Origin of the sequence: Ancylomarina sp., from assembly GCF_041555295.1 — a bacterium.
GTDB lineage: Bacteria > Bacteroidota > Bacteroidia > Bacteroidales > Marinifilaceae > Ancylomarina.
Window position 1 is genome coordinate 15034 of the sequence record NZ_JBFFKR010000003.1, and the last position, 18139, is coordinate 33172.

General features: G+C 36.5%; 16 protein-coding genes. 6 read left to right on the forward strand and 10 right to left on the reverse strand.

Features of this window, described 5'->3' with window-relative positions:
* The first annotated feature begins 5 nt into the window (after nt 1-5).
* Nucleotides 6-1634, forward strand: coding sequence for an alkaline phosphatase family protein (locus ABY905_RS00600; RefSeq protein WP_372639472.1), 1629 nt, complete (start codon nt 6-8; stop codon nt 1632-1634).
* Here the strand turns inward: ABY905_RS00600 and ABY905_RS00605 are convergent.
* The 5 genes from ABY905_RS00605 to mutY all read right to left on the reverse strand — a co-directional run bounded on the left by ABY905_RS00605 (nt 1631) and on the right by mutY (nt 5881).
* Nucleotides 1631-2269, reverse strand: a complete 639-nt coding sequence (locus tag ABY905_RS00605; protein WP_372639473.1) for a 4'-phosphopantetheinyl transferase superfamily protein — start codon at nt 2267-2269, stop codon at nt 1631-1633. The genes ABY905_RS00600 and ABY905_RS00605 overlap by 4 nt on opposite strands.
* A 32-nt stretch (nt 2270-2301) precedes the next feature.
* Nucleotides 2302-2886, reverse strand: a complete 585-nt coding sequence (gene gldD / locus ABY905_RS00610; RefSeq protein WP_372639474.1) for a gliding motility lipoprotein GldD — start codon at nt 2884-2886, stop codon at nt 2302-2304.
* 106 nt (nt 2887-2992) lie between these two features.
* Complete coding sequence (gene gldE / locus ABY905_RS00615; RefSeq protein WP_372639475.1) at nt 2993-4315, reverse strand: gliding motility-associated protein GldE; 1323 nt, start codon at nt 4313-4315, stop codon at nt 2993-2995.
* 24 nt (nt 4316-4339) lie between these two features.
* The gene (locus ABY905_RS00620; protein ID WP_372639476.1) at nt 4340-4759 is read right to left on the reverse strand and encodes a single-stranded DNA-binding protein; all 420 of its coding nucleotides are present in this window, start codon (nt 4757-4759) and stop codon (nt 4340-4342) included.
* A gap of 78 nt (nt 4760-4837) precedes the next feature.
* Nucleotides 4838-5881 carry an A/G-specific adenine glycosylase gene (gene mutY / locus ABY905_RS00625; RefSeq protein WP_372639477.1) on the reverse strand — a complete coding sequence of 348 codons (1044 nt, stop codon included), beginning with the start codon at nt 5879-5881 and terminating at the stop codon, nt 4838-4840.
* A gap of 152 nt (nt 5882-6033) precedes the next feature.
* On the opposite strand from mutY, the gene ABY905_RS00630 reads away from it, so the two are divergent.
* The 4 genes from ABY905_RS00630 to cydB all read left to right on the forward strand — a co-directional run bounded on the left by ABY905_RS00630 (nt 6034) and on the right by cydB (nt 10949).
* Nucleotides 6034-6318, forward strand: a complete 285-nt coding sequence (locus ABY905_RS00630) for an HU family DNA-binding protein (RefSeq protein ID WP_125030273.1) — start codon at nt 6034-6036, stop codon at nt 6316-6318.
* 246 nt (nt 6319-6564) lie between these two features.
* Nucleotides 6565-8115, forward strand: a complete 1551-nt coding sequence (locus ABY905_RS00635; RefSeq protein WP_372639478.1) for a ribonuclease E/G — start codon at nt 6565-6567, stop codon at nt 8113-8115.
* 308 nt (nt 8116-8423) lie between these two features.
* A complete protein-coding gene (locus tag ABY905_RS00640) occupies nt 8424-9800 on the forward strand; it encodes a cytochrome ubiquinol oxidase subunit I (protein ID WP_372639479.1) in 1377 nt (458 codons plus the stop codon).
* Between the two features lie 111 nt (nt 9801-9911).
* A complete protein-coding gene (gene cydB / locus ABY905_RS00645; protein ID WP_372639480.1) occupies nt 9912-10949 on the forward strand; it encodes a cytochrome d ubiquinol oxidase subunit II in 1038 nt (345 codons plus the stop codon).
* A 141-nt stretch (nt 10950-11090) separates the two neighbouring features.
* On the opposite strand, the gene hutH is transcribed toward cydB, so the two are convergent.
* The 5 genes from hutH to ettA all read right to left on the reverse strand — a co-directional run bounded on the left by hutH (nt 11091) and on the right by ettA (nt 17335).
* Nucleotides 11091-12596, reverse strand: coding sequence for a histidine ammonia-lyase (gene hutH / locus ABY905_RS00650; protein WP_372639481.1), 1506 nt, complete (start codon nt 12594-12596; stop codon nt 11091-11093).
* A gap of 268 nt (nt 12597-12864) precedes the next feature.
* Entirely contained in the window at nt 12865-14226 is a 1362-nt protein-coding gene (gene hisS / locus ABY905_RS00655; protein ID WP_372639482.1) for a histidine--tRNA ligase, read from the reverse strand.
* Nucleotides 14227-14721: 495 nt separating this feature from the next.
* Entirely contained in the window at nt 14722-15057 is a 336-nt protein-coding gene (locus tag ABY905_RS00660; protein WP_372639483.1) for a hypothetical protein, read from the reverse strand.
* A gap of 143 nt (nt 15058-15200) precedes the next feature.
* The gene (locus tag ABY905_RS00665) at nt 15201-15551 is read right to left on the reverse strand and encodes a DUF4870 domain-containing protein (protein ID WP_372639484.1); all 351 of its coding nucleotides are present in this window, start codon (nt 15549-15551) and stop codon (nt 15201-15203) included.
* A gap of 95 nt (nt 15552-15646) precedes the next feature.
* Complete coding sequence (ettA, locus tag ABY905_RS00670; RefSeq protein WP_372639485.1) at nt 15647-17335, reverse strand: energy-dependent translational throttle protein EttA; 1689 nt, start codon at nt 17333-17335, stop codon at nt 15647-15649.
* A 290-nt stretch (nt 17336-17625) separates the two neighbouring features.
* On the opposite strand from ettA, the gene ABY905_RS00675 reads away from it, so the two are divergent.
* Nucleotides 17626-18084: a response regulator gene (locus tag ABY905_RS00675; protein WP_372639486.1), complete on the forward strand. Its 459-nt coding sequence runs from the start codon at nt 17626-17628 to the stop codon at nt 18082-18084.
* Nucleotides 18085-18139: the final 55 nt, after the last annotated feature.

Below are 18139 nucleotides of genomic sequence, written 5' to 3' on the forward strand. Positions count from 1 at the left end.
CAAGTATGAATATCAAATATACATTCTTCGGACTTCTCCTTGTCATCAGTAGCATTATAAAAGTAAGTGCCCAAACTGATTCTTCGAAACAAGCTTCTAATGAACCAAAGCTCATCGTTGGTATAGTCATAGATCATCTACGAAGCGATTATTTCAATAAATATTCACATCTATTTTCGGATGGAGGTTTCAATAAAATATTGCAAAATGGAGCCTTTAGTTCCAATACGCAGTACAATTACCAATATTCTCAAACTGGAGTTGACCATGCTACTATATTTACAGGAACTCCGCCTGCTTATCATGGCATCATTTCTCACGCTTGGTTCGATAGAATTTCTGAGAGTGCTGAAGCTTCAACCTATGATAAGAATTATAGAAAACTAGGCATATTAGATACGGTTGCTTCAAAATCGCCGCATAAACTTCTTGCTCCAACCCTAGGTGATATTATGAAATTAAACAACCCTAATTCAAGAGTTATTGGTGTTTCTCTAAATAATGAATCGGCTATCTATTCTGCAGGTCATTCAGCTGATGCGGCCTACTGGTTAGATGGTGTTCAAGGGAAATTTATCAGTTCTTCATATTATCAGGATACCCTATTTAATTGGGTAAATAATTTCAATGCGACCGATCTACCCAATAAATACCTTAGTAAACCTTGGGTACCTAAAATATTAGAAGATAATGGTAACTCAACAGATATTATTAAAGCAAAGCTGAAATTGACCGACCATTTTTATTGTGACCTAAAAAAGGATAAAAAGAAGATTGGATATCATGCTTTAAAGAATTATCCTGCAGGTAACCTATTGGTTAAAGATTTTGCAGCAACAACAATTATTAACGAAAACTTAGGTAAAGATGACAATTGTGATTTAATTACCATCAACTTTTCTTGTTTAGGAAACAATCACCGCAAGTTTTCGCCTTATTCAGATGAAATGCTCGATTGTATAACAAGGCTTGATCAAAACATTGCAGACTTAATTACGTTCCTGGATGAGCAAGTTGGGATGGAAAACGTCTTACTTTTTATCACCAGTGATCAGGCAGCTGGCTTTTTACCAGAGGATCTTGAAAAACAGCGTATACCAAATGGCTATTTCAGTTCTTATAACGCAATTGCCTTATTAAAATCATACTTTAATGTGATTTATGGTGCTGGAAGTTGGATATCAGGATACGATTCACAACAGATTTTTCTAAATCGTAAGCTCATTGAAGATAAAAAACTAGTATTAGAAGATGTTCAGATAAAAGCTGCAAAATTTCTAGTTCAATTTTCTGGAGTCTCAAAAGCAATTCCTGCACACAATTTTATTGAAACCAACTACAGTCATGGGGTTATGAATAAAATTCAGCGCTCATTCAATCATAAAAGATCTGGAGATGTTATCATTGCATTGGAACCAGGATGGGTTAATCAAATAAAAGATGAAAGAGACCTTGTTGCGCAATATAGTCAATCGAGAAGAGTGCCCCTATTTTTTTATGGATGGAAAATTAAAAATCAGGAATTGAATCAACAACTCGACATTGAAGATATTGTTCCTACCTTATCCACATTCTTGAAAATTACGCCACCCTCTGGCTGTATGGGAAATCCAATAAAAGGATTAGTCGATTAGTTTCTAGCTTGACAACACCAAACCATTAAAAAAGAATCAAAGCTTAGGTGTTGAAAATCGTATTTATTTGAAAAGTCATTACGAATAACCTCTCCTGAAAAGCTTGATTGTGCAGGGTGAAAGGGATGTATTTTTAATTCATCAACTAAGAGCACATCCTTTTTTCCATATAATTTTATCAAACACTCTTTAGCACACCAATGTTGGTAAATATGCAGCTGCTTGTCTTCTTCAAAAATAGATGACATTTCATCTTCACTCATAAATTTCTTGGTGATCCGATACACTCGATCAGAAAGGTATTCGATATCTAGTGCTAAATCATGATTCTCACCAACTATCACCCCAACATAGTGCTTACTGTGAGAGATACTGATATCAAAATCAGAATTTATAAGTAAGGGTTTTCCATGTTCGTTATTCTCTATAAAAATTCCATTACCAAGAAGTTTTTGCAATAAAATACGTGTCGTTACAAATTCCTTTTTACGGGCCATACTGCCGAATCCATCAATCCGAGCCTTCTCAGTTGGGTTCAAATAAACACATGCGAGCAAATCTTCAAGCTCTTCGGTAATCTTCCAAAGAGCCAGTTGACAAGTTTCATTTATTTGAATGTGCTTTACTAAAGGCATATGATATTTCTAAAAGGATGATTTTACAGAGTTTATTTCCACTTTAAACTTTCCATCAAGTGCTCGATATCCTTATCGATATATTGAATAACGGGAGCCAAAGAATCTGGGTTTGGATGATTATTGAAATAAAGAGATCCTCTTAAGAAGTGTTTTAAGCTATCTGTGGCAATAAATTGAAGTGAAGATGCAGCATTTCCTTGAATACGATAAACCAAACCGTATACATTTTTTTGCATGTCAATATAGTTGGTTACATCAATTGCATCAGCTTTTATAGCATGTTTATAGACTAAACTATGAGAATCTTCTAGGTATTTCTCAAGATTTTCATTGACTTCCTTATAACTTAAATGCAGAGTTGCATTATAGCTTGGATACTCAACATTCAGCCAATATTTCTCTGCAAGTCGACTTTTATCTTTTACAACGTGAGCTCCTTTCAAATACTCAAAACTAAAAGGGTAATTATGATTCCAAGTTTCATATTTTTTTTCAGGGAAATCAATACGGAAATAACCTCTAGGTTTTGGCATGGGTTTTTCTTTGCATGACAAAGGCAAACATGCGAAAATAAGTAAAAGAGAATAGATTATAATTCGGGAATGCCTAAGCATATGAAATAATGTTTAAATTAATAGAGCTGCAATTTGCATAATTTTCAGAGAAACTCAAACATGCAAACTCAAACAAATTAATCAGGGAGCGCTTAATTGTTAGCGCCTACTTCTTTTGAGGAAGCCTAAAACGAATTTTCTTGATTCTTCGATTATCGACCGCTTCTACTGTAAACTCGAAGCCCCGATATTGAAATTTTTCTTTTTTCTGGGGAATTTCACCTTTCATTTCAAGAATTAAACCTGCCAGAGTATCCGCATCACCTTTAATCTTGTCAAAAACATCAGCATCAATATCGATCAACTTAAAGAAGTCATTGAGTAAGGTTTTACCTTCAAAAAGATAAGAACCGTCTTCTTCTCGAGTATAAAAATCTTGTTGATCATCCAGTTCGTCAGTAATATCACCAACTATCTCTTCTAGAATATCCTCTAAACTAATAAGCCCTGATGTGCCACCATACTCATCAACCACAATAGCCATATGATTCTTCTTAGTTTGAAACTCTTCCAATAAATCACTGATTTTTTTTGTTTCGGGAACAAAATAGGGTGGACGAATTAAGGATTGCCATTTAAAAGTATTGGGTTTGTGATGATGTGGTAACAAATCCTTTACGTACAATATACCACTAACATTATCAAAATCGCCATCGTAAACCGGAATACGTGAAAAACCAGATTCTATAATCACTGATTTCAGCTTACTCAAATTCATATGAATGTCAACAGCGACAACATTGACACGAGCTCCCATAACCTCACTCACATTAATATTTCCGAATCTCACAATCCCCTCCAATATTTCCATCTCTTCATTAATTTCATCAGCAGTAAGCTCAAGTGCCTGTGAAAGGTCATCCATGGAAATATTCTGCTGTTTAGCCCCCCCCTTATTAACTAGGGATGTCGACTTTATCAAAATGGTCCCTAATGGGCGAAATACTTTTTCTAAAAATATAAGTGGTAAAGCCATATATATAGAAAAACGAAGTGCAAACTGAGCCGCATATACTTTAGGTATAATCTCACCAAACAAGAGAAGTAAGAAAGTAACCACAACAACCTGCACAACAAAACCGACTGCAGGAGCCTGACTAAAATCAAACAAGGAAGACGTGATATAAGTCGAAAGAATTACAATGGCAATATTCACAAAATTATTAGCAATCAGAATGGTAGCCAATAGTTTCTCTGGCATTCTTAAAAGCTTAAGCAACTTATTATTTTTACCCGTTTGCGCATCTTCAATCTCTCTCAAATTCTGTGGTGAAAGAGAAAACACAGCCACCTCTGAACCAGAGATCATTGCGGAAAAAAATAACAAAAGTACCATTGCACATATTTCTGCAATGATACTTAAGCCTATAGGTTTAAAAACAATATCAAAATCGTTTAATATCAGTAACAAATCGTTGGTTTCCAACATTCAAAATTCTAGTTCAACAATGTTTTAGAATGGCAAATCATCCGTTTCGTCCTCAGCTGTATTGGTAACAGCAGCCTGAGGTTTAGCAGCTTCTTCAATAGGAGCTCCCTCTCCTTCAGAACGACGACCTAAAATTTGAAAATTATCAGCAAAAATTTCAGTCGTATAACGTTTCTTACCGTCTTGATCTTCCCAATTACGGGTTCTTAAACGGCCTTCAATATAAAGTTGAGCGCCCTTTTTTACGTATTTTTCAGCAATTTCTGCCAATTTACGCCACATTACAATACTGTGCCATTCTGTTTGTGTCACCTTTTCATCATTACGAGTATAAGATTCACTTGTTGCCAAACGAATATTACAAACAGCTACACCATTATCAAGGTATTTCACTTCTGGGTCTGCACCTACATTCCCAACCAAAATTACTTTATTTACTGACATATCTTCTTATTTTTTAGTTAACAACAATAAAGTTATAAACTTTTTTGCTAGATAAAAATATTTTTATTCACATAAAGTTTATTCCCTTGCTAAATGCATCTCAATTGGTTTTGGCATTGGATAATCCCTAGCAGCCTCTTTATCAACTCTAATTAAAGAAGAGAATTTTTCAAACTCTTTATCTTCAACCCTAATATGAACGAACTCTATATGTAAATTCTGATGACTTAATTTATGCGCTTTAGTGACAATTTGGTCTGTCACTTCTACTTTCACATCTCTCAGAAGAGACCTCCATGCCTCAGATTTAATCAAATCTACTAATTCTATTTTATTATCAAGCTCAATTAAAGGAAATTCAAATAGGTTTCGCCAAATATCACGTTCACCTCTTTGTTGCATTAAAAACCGTTCTTCATTATATATATAGAGGTAATAGAAAAAACGATCTATCACTTTCACCTTTTTTTTCTTCGCTGGAAAAACATTCTGCTGCTTATTTATATAGGCAAAACATTGAGCATGCAGAGGACAAACTTCACAATCTGGATTTTTTGCTGTGCATTGTAATGCACCAAACTCAATAATTGCCTGATTATATAAATGTGGAGGTGCATCCGCCATAAGTTCATCGGCCAGAGATTGAAACTCTCTCTTTCCTTTAGGCGAGTTTGTTGATTCAGAAACACCAAACAAACGAGACAAAACTCGATACACATTCCCATCGACAGCAGCGTAAGGTAAATGGAATGCAAAAGCCGATATTGCAGAAGCTGTATAAACACCTATTCCCTTTAATTTTATAATTTCATCAAACGAATCAGGAAATACCCCATTATAATTGTCTACAATAGACTTTGCTGCCTGATGCAAATTACGAGCACGCGAATAATAACCAAGACCTTGCCAATGGTTCAAGACCTCTTGTTCATCTGCTAATGCTAAAGCTTTAATTGTAGGAAAACTATTTATAAAACGATAATAATAGTCTACAACTGTAACAACTTGAGTTTGTTGTAACATGATTTCTGAAATCCAAATTTTGTATGGATCTGAAGTGTTTCGCCATGGTAAATCACGCTTATTGAACTCATACCAGTTTATAATTTTGCTATTCAGCATAGACATAGATTGTTACGCATTTTTTTTTTTTTATAATTTCACACAAAAATAGTGCTTTCGATTTCTTTAATAAAGAGAAATCATATATATTTGCAGTCTGATTTTGAGAAAAAACTGTTGTATATAATTGATAATTAAAGAATTTTTAAGAGATGACTAAAGCAGATATTGTTAACGAGATTTCTAAGAACACGGGGATTGAGAAAATTACAGTACAAAAAACTGTTGAGGCCTTCATGGATACTATCAAAGGTTCACTTGTAAAAGGTAAAAACGTGTATTTAAGAGGTTTTGGAAGTTTTATCGTTAAGAAAAGAGCAGAGAAAACTGCAAGAAACATTTCTAAAAACACAACTATTATTATTCCTGAGCACTTTATCCCGTCATTTAAACCGGCGAAGACTTTCGTAAGTAAAGTGAAAACAAACGTAAAGTAGTCTCAGACTTTAAAAACAAATTTTAATATATTTAAGTTATGCCAAGCGGAAAAAAGAGAAAAAGACATAAGATGGCTACGCACAAGCGTAAAAAGAGATTAAGAAAAAATCGTCATAAGAAGAAATAATTCTTATCACGCTTATTAGTAAGAGTATAATGTATAAACCTAAAGAACTTTTTAGTACTTTAGGTTTATCTATTTGTAAGAATTAATTATTTTTTGAATTTAATATAGGAGCTTCCAAGTGAGTAATGAACTTGTAATTGATGTACAACCGAACGAAATTGTAATTGCTTTGCTTGATAACAAGCAATTGGTTGAGATTTCTAAGGAAAAAAGCAATATTCAATTTGCAGTTGGCGATATTTATCTAGGTAAAGTGAAAAAAATCATGCCTGGTTTAAATGCCGCTTTTGTTGATGTTGGATATGAAAAGGATGCATTCCTTCATTATTTAGATTTAGGACAGCAATTCCTTACTTTAAACAAATTCTTACAACAAGCCATAGCCCGAAAAGGCAAAGGCCTTTCAATTTCTAAAATGAAATTGGAGCCAGATATCGATAAAAATGGAAAAATTACGGATGTCTTAAAGTCTGGACAATATATTCTTGTTCAGGTTGCAAAAGAACCGATTTCCACCAAAGGCCCTCGTTTATGCTCGGAAATTTCACTTGCCGGACGTAATATCGTGTTGATGCCATTTGCCAATAAGGTATCAATTTCCCAGAAATTAAAATCTACAGAAGAAAAATCTCGACTCAAGCAATTATTACAAAGCATTACTCCTAAGAATTATGGGGTTATAGTACGTACTGTTGCCGAAGGGAAACGTGTTGCCGAGCTCGACAAAGAACTTCGAGGTTTAATTGAACGTTGGGAAGAGTCTTTCCACAATATTCGTGAAATTACCCCGCCAAGTCTTGTTTTGGGCGAGATGAATCGTACTACGGCTATTCTTCGTGATATCCTGAATTCATCATTCGAGAATATTTATGTGAACGATGCAGCTGCTGCAGCTGATATCAGACAATATATTGCAAGTATTGCACCTGAGAAAGAAAAAATTGTGAACCACGTTAAAGGTGAACTTCCAATATTTGATCAATTAGGCATAGACAAACAAATCAAATCTTCTTTCGGGAAAACTGTTTCATTTAAGAGTGGAGCTTATCTTATCATAGAACACACCGAAGCATTCCATGTTATCGATGTGAACTCAGGTAACCGTTCAAAAGCTGGAAACGATCAAGAAACCAATGCCCTAGAAGTAAACATCGCAGCAGCAGAAGAGGTTGCTCGTCAGTTGAGACTTCGTGATATGGGAGGTATTATCGTTGTCGATTTTATCGATATGCACTCTGCAGAAAACCGCAGTATGCTTTTCGAGAAGATGAAAGAAATGATGAATAAAGATCGTACCAAGCATAACATACTCCCATTGAGTAAGTTTGGCTTGATGCAAATCACTCGTCAGCGTGTTCGTCCTGAAATGAATGTAGCAGTTCAAGAAAAATGCCCAACTTGCCAAGGTTCGGGAGAAATTTCACCTGCAGTTTTATTGACAGATCAAATCGAAGATCAATTAGCAAGCCTAGTTGAAAAAAACAAGGAAACGAAATTGACTCTTAAGGTGCATCCTTTTGTGGCAGCTTACATCAATCAAGGTTTTATTAAAACATTGCGACGCAAATGGCAATCAACTTATAAAATCAAACTGAATGTAAAAGCTATTCCGTCATACGATTTAATGATGTATCATTTTAGCGATAAGGATAATCGTAGAATTAAGTAGAACTCCCAGTTCATTAGAGACTATTAAGTCAAAAGCATTGTTAAATGCATCTCGGCACTTTCATTAAATGCCAATTTATGATCATTTAACCAACATAAAATACAACATTAAGGTCAGTGATTTATTTCACTGACCTTTTTTTGATCCTAAGGACAGATCATTAAAATCAATCTTTTCATACATAAAAAATAAAGTATAATGATTTGAATAAAATCAAAAGCTTAACTTTGTCGTGTTAACTCATATAAATCGTGTTGTTTCATTACAACATCGAACTTTCCCAAGTCATTGGGATTAAAACATAAGTTATGGATGTAGAAATATTAGCTCGAATACAGTTCGCATTTACCATCGCCTTTCATTACATCTATCCACCACTAAGCATCGGTTTGGGTATGATGATGGTCATTTTTGAAAGCATATATGTGAGCACAGGAAAAAAAGTGTATGAAACACTGGCCCGCTTTTGGACCAAAATATTTGCATTAACTTTCGGTATTGGCGTCGCAACCGGTATCGTTATGGAATTTGAATTTGGAACAAACTGGGCCATTTACTCAAAGTACGTTGGCGATATCTTTGGATCAGCTCTGGCTGCAGAAGGTATTTTCGCTTTTGCACTTGAGAGTGGTTTTCTGGGAATTTTACTTTTCGGTTGGAATCGCGTGAGCTCCAAGGTACACTTAATTTCTACTATCGGAGTCTTCTTCGGCTCTATGTTCTCAGCTGTTTGGATAGTTGTAGCCAACTCATGGCAACAAACTCCAGCAGGTTATCATATCGTTGGCGAAGGTATGAATGCACGTGCAGAAGTCACTGATTTCTGGGAAATGGTTTTCAATCCATCAAGTGTAGATCGAATAACCCACGTTTGGTTAGGAGCATTACTTGCTGGTACTTTCTTAGTCTTAAGTGTACACGCCTATTACCTCATTAAAGGCAGACATATTGAGATATCAAAAAAGGCCTTTAAAATTGCTTTAATCGCAGCTACAGTTCTTTCATTGGGTCAACTTGCTACAGGACATCATTCTGCAGAAGGTGTGGCTAAAAATCAGCCAGCTAAACTAGCGGCAATGGAAGGTCACTACGAAAAAAGTGCCCCTGCTGATATGTATATCATGGGCTGGGTGGATCAAAACAAGCAGGAAGTTACCGGTATAAAAATACCAGGTGGCTTATCTTTTATTTTAGATTACGATTTTGAAGCCCCCGTAACTGGACTAAATGCTTTTCCTAAAGAAGATCAGCCAGGACAAGTTAATGCAGTCTTCCAATTCTATCATATAATGGTTGCCATAGGAATGGCACTAATTGGTCTAACACTTTTAGCTTGTTTCTACTGGTGGCGTGGCAGATTATTCGAACAAAAGTGGTTGCTTGTTTCCTTCATATTCGCCGTATTCTTACCTCAAATTGCAAATCAAACAGGTTGGTTTGCAGCTGAAATGGGAAGACAGCCCTGGGTGGTATATGGCTTACTCCGAACGTCCGATGCCTTTTCGCAAGCCGTTTCAGCCAATCAAATTTGGTTCTCTCTTATCATGTTTTTCTTTATCTATGCTCTCTTGTTTGTTTTGTTTATCTACATCCTAAACAAAAAAATCCAACATGGACCTTACGATATTCACGACACCGAGAATCGTCCTTTAACCAAGGGGATTGAAGAGGCTATTAGTGAATGATAAGGTAAGAATGGGTAAAGGTTAAAGTGAAAAGACAACTGATTAAAAATACAAATCAAAATTCACGTTCTAATCCTCAATTTTAAAGGAATAGAACATTAATATGAACATATGGAAACTCTATTAGGATTAGATTATCAGACCTGGTGGTTTTTGGTCGTTGGTGGCGTATTTTCGGGCTATGCCATACTCGATGGTTTCGATTTTGGAGCAGGTGCCTGGCATCTATTTTTCAGAAAAGAACAATCTCGTCGTATTGCCATGAATGCCGTAGGTCCCGTTTGGGATGGTAACGAGGTGTGGCTAGTTATTGGCGGTGGTGCTCTCTTTGCAGGATTCCCCGTTGCATACGCCAGTTTGCTATCGGCCATGTACACTCCATTTATGCTCTTTCTCTTTTTCATTATCTTTCGTGCGGTGTCCATCGAATTTCGTGGCAAAGAAGAAATGAAATGGTGGAGAAAAACGTGGGATGTCGTTTATAGTTTTTCAAGTATCATGCTAGGCTTTCTTTTGGGTGTGGTATTGGGCAATGTCTTGATTGGCATTCCCATTGATGCTAATCACAATTATAATGGCGATGCTTTGCTTAGCTTTTTAAATCCCTACTCCATTTTGATGGGACTAACTAGTCTGAGTTTGTTTATGTCGCACGGTGCCATTTATCTTCTACTTAAAACAGAGGGTAAATTATACGAACGCCTAGTCGTTTTACAGAAGTATGCCATGGGTGCGTTTATCATCGCTTTTGGCTTGACATCCTTATATACACTTGCCTATCAACCACACTTGAGCGACAAGCTAATGGAAATGCCTGCATCTTTAATACTACCTGTATTAGTCGTACTCAGCATTGCTAATATTCCACGATTAACACATAAGAAAAAATTCCTTCAAGCTTTTCTATTTTCATCGCTTTGTATCAGTTTCATGTTAGTGCTTTGCGCTTTAGAAGCTTATCCGAATCTTCTGATTTCATCAATCAGTCCTGAAAATAATATCGATATCTACAATGCAGCTTCATCGCTCAAATCATTAAAAATCATGATGATTATTGTAGCCATTGGTGGTCCATTGGTTTTAAGTTATACCTTTTTTGTATACAAAACCTTTAGCGGTAAGGTGAAGATTGATGAGACGAGTTACTAGAAAGTCGAAGAGTCTAAAAGATTAAATTACACTGTAGAAACCTTTTAAATTTAGGTCCAAAATAAAAGGCCGTCCTGATGGACGGCCTTTATTATATATAAATGTGATTGAAGAATAGACTTCTTCATTCAGATTGTTAATCTAGTTTTCACCACCTTCAAATTTTCCAGCTGAAAGAAATGCAATTGCTGCTTCGATATCCTTATACATCACTCTATCCTTGTCGTTGAAAGAAACGGCAGTTCTGAATTCTTCAAGGAATGCCTCTAAGAATGGAGATGATTTTCCTGGACGACGTAAATCAACTGCTTGAGCTGCATTCATCAACTCGATAGCGAAAATACGTTCTATGTTGTCAGCAACCAATAAAGTCTTAGTAGCTGCGTTTCCACCCATACTCACGTGATCTTCCTGCTCGTTTGACGAAGGGATAGAATCAACTGAACATGGTGTACACAATTGCTTGTTCTGACTTACAATAGAAGCAGCTGCATACTGAGGAATCATAAATCCTGAATTCAATCCTGAATCAGAAATTAAGAACTCAGGAAGATCTCTATCACCCGAAATTAAACGGTAAGTTCTACGCTCAGAAATACTACCTAGCTCAGCTAAAGCAATACAAAGGAAGTCAAGAACAAGAGCCAATGGCTGTCCGTGGAAGTTACCACCTGACAAGATCATATCCTCTTCAATAAAAATAGTTGGGTTATCAGTAACTGAATTGATTTCAGTTTCAACAACGCTTGCAACATAGTTAATGGCATCTTTAGAAGCACCATGAACCTGAGGCATACAACGGAATGAGTAAGGATCCTGAACATTTTTCTTCTCATTAGCAATAAATTCACTACCCTCTAAAAGGCTGCGAATGTTACGAGCTGTTTCGATTTGTCCGTTATGTGGACGAGCATCGTGAATTGGAGCCAAGAAAGGATCGATTCTTCCATCGTAACCTTCCAAAGAAATAGCACCGATGATATCAGAATACTTCACCAATTTGAATGATTTAAGCAAAGCGTAAACTGCATGAGCACTCATAAACTGAGTTCCATTCAATAAAGCCAAACCTTCTTTTGCGCCTAATTTGATAGGCTCCCAACCTAAGGTCTTTAAAACCTCGTCAGCAGGACGAATTTCACCTTTGTAAATCACTTCACCTTCACCAAATAATGGTAAGAATAGATTAGCTAAAGGAGCCAAATCACCAGAAGCACCCAATGATCCTAAGTGACGAACAACAGGAAGAACATCGCTATTATACATAGCCAGGATACGCTCAACAGTTTCGATCTGAACACCTGATTTACCCAATGATAAAGCGTGAGCCTTAAGCAAAAGCATCAAACGGATTACATCCTCAGGAATAACGTTACCCAAGCTACAAGCGTGAGACATTACAAGGTTGCTCTGAAGTTGACTTAGATCTTCTTCAGGAATAGAAATCTTACAAAGAGATCCGAAACCTGTAGTAATACCATAAAGAGGCTTATCTGCTTTTGCAATAGTTGCATCAAGATAGGCTTTACAATCAAGAATTAATTTCTTTGATTCTTCAGATAATTCAAGCTTGTATCCTTTTTCAAGAATTTCTTCAAGTTTAGAGAACGTTAATTTCTCTGGGCTAATAAAATGTGTATTAGACATGTCGTGTATTTATTTAGTATTTTTTGTTTTAAATATATTTCAAAAGCGAGGTATGCCTACAGCATACCTATTCATCAAAGCTTGCAACAATGAATAATCCTCCATTATTGAGCCGTAATAAATCACGCAAGAACTCAGGGGCAACGAATGTCGCCACCAATACTCTCAGCTGCTCTATCTAATAATTTAAATATCATTTAATTCTAAATATTTTTATCATACCCATAAGGATATGCGACTTTAATCTAATTGAATTTGGATGCGCAAGCTAAGCTAATTTTTCGATTAGAGCTTCAGGAGTCAGTTTTATTTGATCACCTGTTTCCATATCTTTTAGGCTCAACAAGCCTTCTTCCATCTCCGTTTCACCAACCATTATCACAAAAGGAATATGTTTGTCGTTGGCATAAGTCATTTGCTTTTTCATTTTTGCAGAATCAGGGAAGATTTCAGCTTTTACACCGTTGGCTCTTAATTTCACTAATATTGGCAAGCAGTATTTTTCTTCTTTCTCTCCAAAGTTGACGAACATCACCTTAGTGGTATTCACCGTCTCGGCAGGGAATCTGTCCATTTGTTCCAAAACATCGTAGATTCTATCAGCACCGAATGAAATACCAACACCCGAAACATCTTTCAAACCGAAAATGCCAGTCAAGTCATCGTAACGACCGCCACCTGTAATACTTCCGAATTCCATATCTTTCGATTTGACTTCGAAGATAGCACCGGTATAATAGTTCAAGCCTCTTGCCAGAGTTAAATCCAATTCAACTTCTGTTGTTACATCTAAGTCTGCTAAGTAAGAGAAAACCGTTTCCAATTCAGCAACACCTTTCATTCCTACTTCCGAGGCGGAAAGAACTTCTTTTAGCTTCGCTAATTTATCGATATTGGTTCCCGACAATAGAATAATAGGTTGAAGCGTGTCAATTGCTGCTTGAGGAATACCTTTCTCAAACATTTCCTTATTCACATTGTCCAAACCAATCTTATCCAACTTATCGATAGCAACAGTAATGTCGATAATTCGATCTGCCTCCCCAATAATCTCGGCAATACCAGCCAAAACTTTACGGTTATTTAATTTCACAAGCACATTTAACTTCAATCGCTTGTAAACCTCGTCAACAATCTGAATCAATTCAACCTCGTTCAACAGAGAATTGCTACCTACAACATCAACATCGCACTGGTAGAATTCGCGGTAACGCCCTTTTTGTGGACGATCGGCTCTCCAAACGGGTTGAATCTGGTAACGCTTAAATGGGAAAGTTATTTCGTTGCGATGCTGTACAACGTAGCGTGCAAATGGCACGGTTAAGTCGTAACGCAAGCCTTTTTCGCTAATCTTTGTGGTTAATTTGTTCGAATTGCGAGCCTCTAGTACTTCGGGGCTCACTTTAGAGATAAAATCTCCCGAGTTAAGAACCTTGAACAATAGCTTATCTCCTTCTTCGCCGTATTTCCCCATTAGGGTCGACAAATTTTCCATCGATGGTGTTTCGATGGGCATAAAACCATAGAGTTGAAACACCTCTTTAATGGTATCGAATATGTAGTTTCGTTTCACCATTTCAACAGGTGAGAAATCTCTCGTTCCCTTAGGAATTGACGGTTTTTGAGCCATTTCTTTTCTTTTAATTGGTTAATTAGTTCATTTATTTGAATTGAGATCTCAGCTTTCTACTCCTGTTCAACTTCACAATACTCTAAAAGCCTTATATATTGATGCGTTCACTCATTTGATCATCTCTTCAAATTGTGATACAAAAATATCAAATATTTTTAGAGTTCCCAGCCTTCTACGCTTGTTCATAAAACAATGAATAGTTGAGCAGCCCTCTGTCCTTCGGACATCTCCCCTAAAAGTGGAAAAACTATAACTTAATTGAGAATTAATATTCAATTTTAAGTTCCCAAATCTTTCCCTTTAGGGTAGCGTAGATTGTGAACACCTTTAAAATAATTTTAAAGTGAACAAAGTGTCGGCAGACGAAAGGGTGTATTTGAAATAGAACTTACGAGAGTTTGAAGCAAAAAAAAAGTATCAGTAAACTGACACTCATATTATAAAGTTTAGACACTGATTAAAATCTGCGTCTGAATTCTTATTGCGCCAGATCTAAGATCGATTCACTCGCCTAAATATATTGGCAAAAAAGTCGAGCAACATGCCCAGCACCAAGGGATAGAACCAAGCTTTGCTCTCGAATCCCATCAGCAGTATAACCGAGCTGATGAATAAAACATTAACTGATGTTTTGGTGTATTCAAACAAGCCCCAATTGCTTATTCCTTGCTTTATAAGCAGATAAAGTTGAACAATAGCGTAAGTGAGCAAACCAAGCGAAATAATAATGTTCCCAAATGAAAGCTGATTGTATATGCGGTAACCGCCGATTAAAATTAAAGCCAATCCGATAAAATAGATCAGCTTAAAAGTTGAAAAAGAAGACATGTATGAAGATTAATTGATTTGAGGATGTGACGTTTGCTGAGCTTAGCCGAAGCATGATGTGAAAAATAAAACATTTGCGCCTATCAGCAAAATCAGCGGGAAACTTTTATTATCAAAGTCTGGTTGCTGAGCTTGCCGAAGCGCTATTGAATAAACTTGATGGTCATTGGGTATTCAAACTCTTCATCGCTAAGGGTTTTAACAACAGCCATTATAACAAAGATAAGTTGCAAAAGCCCTAGTATTACAAGGAACAGAATACCAACAAGCACAAACACTAGAAAACCAGCAATTAGCATATACAGCGTAAAAGAAATCTGGAAATTCAAGGCCTTTTTCCCTTCGCGATCGACCAAGGCCGAACTGTCCTTTCTCATGCTCCATAAAATAAGAGGCACAATAATATTTCCCAATGGGATAAAATAAGCCAAACCACCTAAATGGCAAAACATTGCCCAATTTCTTTCTTCATGTGGCGTTCTAAAGTACGTCATGCTTGTTTGTTTTAAATTACTTATGTCAAAATTACAAAAACAAAGGGAAGAAAACCAATCTGGCTTCTTCCCTCAATCTTTTGATCAAACTAAAATTAATCAGCCAGTAATTTCTTATATCGAATACGCTTAGGTCCTTCGTCACCCAATCGTTTCTTCTTATTAATCTCGTAATCGCTATAGCCACCTTCGAAGAATTGAACATGAGAGTCACCTTCGAATGCCAGAATATGAGTTGCAATACGATCCAGGAACCAACGGTCGTGAGAAATCACAACAGCACAACCTGCAAAACTCTCCAAACCTTCTTCAAGAGCACGAAGCGTATTTACATCAATATCATTGGTTGGCTCATCCAGTAAAAGAACATTAGCCTCTTCCTTTAGCGTTAAAGCTAAGTGTAAACGGTTACGCTCACCACCCGATAGTACGCCACATTTTTTCTCCTGATCGGCTCCGTTAAAATTGAATCGTCCCACATAGGCACGAGCATTGATGGTACGTCCGCCAACATTAATCAAATCGCCTCCACCTGAGATTACTTCGTAAACCGATTTCTCAGGATCGATATCGGCATGTTGCTGATCGACGTATCCCACTTTCACAGTCTCACCCACTTCAAAAGTTCCCTTATCAGGTTGCTCAAGATCCATAATCATTCTGAAAAGTGTAGTTTTACCTGCTCCATTGGGTCCAATAACACCAACAATACCTGCAGGTGGCAATTCAAACTCCAAATTTTCAAAAAGTAATTTGTTTCCAAAAGCCTTTGATACTTCTTTAACCTGAATCACCTTATTACCCAATCGAGGGCCGTTAGGGATGAAAATCTCCAGCTTTTCTTCAGCTTCTTTAAGATCCTGATTCATCATGGTATCGTAAGCATTCAAACGAGCTTTAGATTTTGCTTGACGGGCTTTTGGAGCCATGCGTACCCACTCCAACTCACGCTCTAAAGTTTTACGACGCTTACTGGCCGTTTTTTCCTCCATAGCCATACGTTTGGTTTTCTGATCTAACCAAGCACTATAATTTCCTTTCCAAGGGATTCCCTCGCCTCTATCGAGTTCAAGAATCCAACCCGCCACATTATCCAAGAAATAACGGTCGTGAGTAATACTAATAACAGTTCCTTTATATTGAGCTAAGTGCTGCTCCAACCACTCTACCGATTCAGCATCCAAGTGGTTAGTTGGCTCATCAAGCAAAAGAATGTCTGGCTCTTGTAAAAGCAGACGGCACAAAGCCACACGACGTCGTTCCCCTCCCGATAAATGCTTCACTATAGCATCACCTTCAGGACAACGCAATGCATCCATAGCACGTTCTAACTTAGTATCAAGATTCCATGCATCGTAATGATCAATCTTCTCTTGAAGCTCAGCCTGCTCATCCATTACAGCTTGCATCTTATCCGGATCCTCAAGAACATCAGGGTCACCAAATTTCAAATTAACTGCTTCGTAAGCATTCAAACAATCAACAATCTCCTGAACACCTTCTTCAACAATTTGTCTCACCGTTTTGCTATCATCCAAATCTGGCTCTTGAGCCAAATAACCGATATTGTGATCCTTCGACCAAACAACATGTCCATCGAATGAAGGCTCAAGCCCTGCAATAATCTTGATCAATGTCGATTTACCCGAACCATTTAAACCAATAATACCAATTTTCGCTCCGTAGAAGAAAGAAAGGTTGATATTATTCAATACTTTTTTCTGGGAAGAGAACGTTTTACTCACTCTCTCCATCGAAAAGATAATCTTCTTATCGTCAGCCATCTATTTAAATTTTAACTCTATTTCAAAATTACAATCAATTGAGAACAAATATCAAGCTATTTCTATTCAATACTTAAGCATCAATCTCACACAAAAATAAAAAAACTAATGGAGCGATCAATCACAAAAACCTGATAGTGTAAACAAATAAACTAATATTAAACAGAACTGAACCCAAAAGACATTATAAGTAACTAAAATATTTTAAGCAATAAGATTTTTAATTATCATATAAATGTCTAATTTTAATCAGTCAAATTTAATTTCTTACTCGGCTACTAAAATATTATATGGAAAAAATTGAACGTGTTTGTTGGGAAGAGAATATCGATTCTTGTATTGTCGTTAAAACGGAAATAGAAAAACGAAACATCCCAATTGGTGAAGCAAAAATCTTATTAGTAGAAGATAAGCTTAGTAACAGAAAAACGATTGAAATTTACTTAAGATCGAGAGTAGGTAAGGTTGAGATTGCTGAAAATGGTAAGGAAGCGATTGAAATGTTCGCCAACAATCAATACGATATGATCTTAATGGATTTGCAAATGCCAATTATGGGTGGTATTGAAGCAGCTCAACACATTAGAGAAATGGAAGTTGACAGAGCATATCGTGTACCAATTATCGCATTTAGTGCCAACTATTTTTCTTCAGACAAAGAAACATCTATCGAAATTGGTATGGACGCTTATATATCAAAGCCATTCCAATCTAAAACACTTTTCAATTTAATGGAAGAGTATATCTAAGATTGTTCTTAAAAATAGGTCATAAAAAAAAGGAGTCGTTAGACTCCTTTTTCTA

Coding starts and splice junctions, on each gene's coding strand:
- ettA (WP_372639485.1), bottom strand. CDS start 17,335: ATGGCTGACGATAAGAAGATTATCTTTTCGATGGAGAGAGTGAGTAAA.
- ABY905_RS00665 (WP_372639484.1), bottom strand. CDS start 15,551: ATGACGTACTTTAGAACGCCACATGAAGAAAGAAATTGGGCAATGTTT.
- mutY (WP_372639477.1), bottom strand. CDS start 5,881: ATGCTGAATAGCAAAATTATAAACTGGTATGAGTTCAATAAGCGTGAT.
- ABY905_RS00620 (WP_372639476.1), bottom strand. CDS start 4,759: ATGTCAGTAAATAAAGTAATTTTGGTTGGGAATGTAGGTGCAGACCCA.
- hutH (WP_372639481.1), bottom strand. CDS start 12,596: ATGTCTAATACACATTTTATTAGCCCAGAGAAATTAACGTTCTCTAAA.
- ABY905_RS00605 (WP_372639473.1), bottom strand. CDS start 2,269: ATGCCTTTAGTAAAGCACATTCAAATAAATGAAACTTGTCAACTGGCT.
- ABY905_RS00630 (WP_125030273.1), top strand. CDS start 6,034: ATGACTAAAGCAGATATTGTTAACGAGATTTCTAAGAACACGGGGATT.
- gldE (WP_372639475.1), bottom strand. CDS start 4,315: ATGTTGGAAACCAACGATTTGTTACTGATATTAAACGATTTTGATATT.
- ABY905_RS00640 (WP_372639479.1), top strand. CDS start 8,424: ATGGATGTAGAAATATTAGCTCGAATACAGTTCGCATTTACCATCGCC.
- ABY905_RS00675 (WP_372639486.1), top strand. CDS start 17,626: ATGGAAAAAATTGAACGTGTTTGTTGGGAAGAGAATATCGATTCTTGT.
- cydB (WP_372639480.1), top strand. CDS start 9,912: ATGGAAACTCTATTAGGATTAGATTATCAGACCTGGTGGTTTTTGGTC.
- ABY905_RS00660 (WP_372639483.1), bottom strand. CDS start 15,057: ATGTCTTCTTTTTCAACTTTTAAGCTGATCTATTTTATCGGATTGGCT.
- gldD (WP_372639474.1), bottom strand. CDS start 2,886: ATGCTTAGGCATTCCCGAATTATAATCTATTCTCTTTTACTTATTTTC.
- ABY905_RS00600 (WP_372639472.1), top strand. CDS start 6: ATGAATATCAAATATACATTCTTCGGACTTCTCCTTGTCATCAGTAGC.
- hisS (WP_372639482.1), bottom strand. CDS start 14,226: ATGGCTCAAAAACCGTCAATTCCTAAGGGAACGAGAGATTTCTCACCT.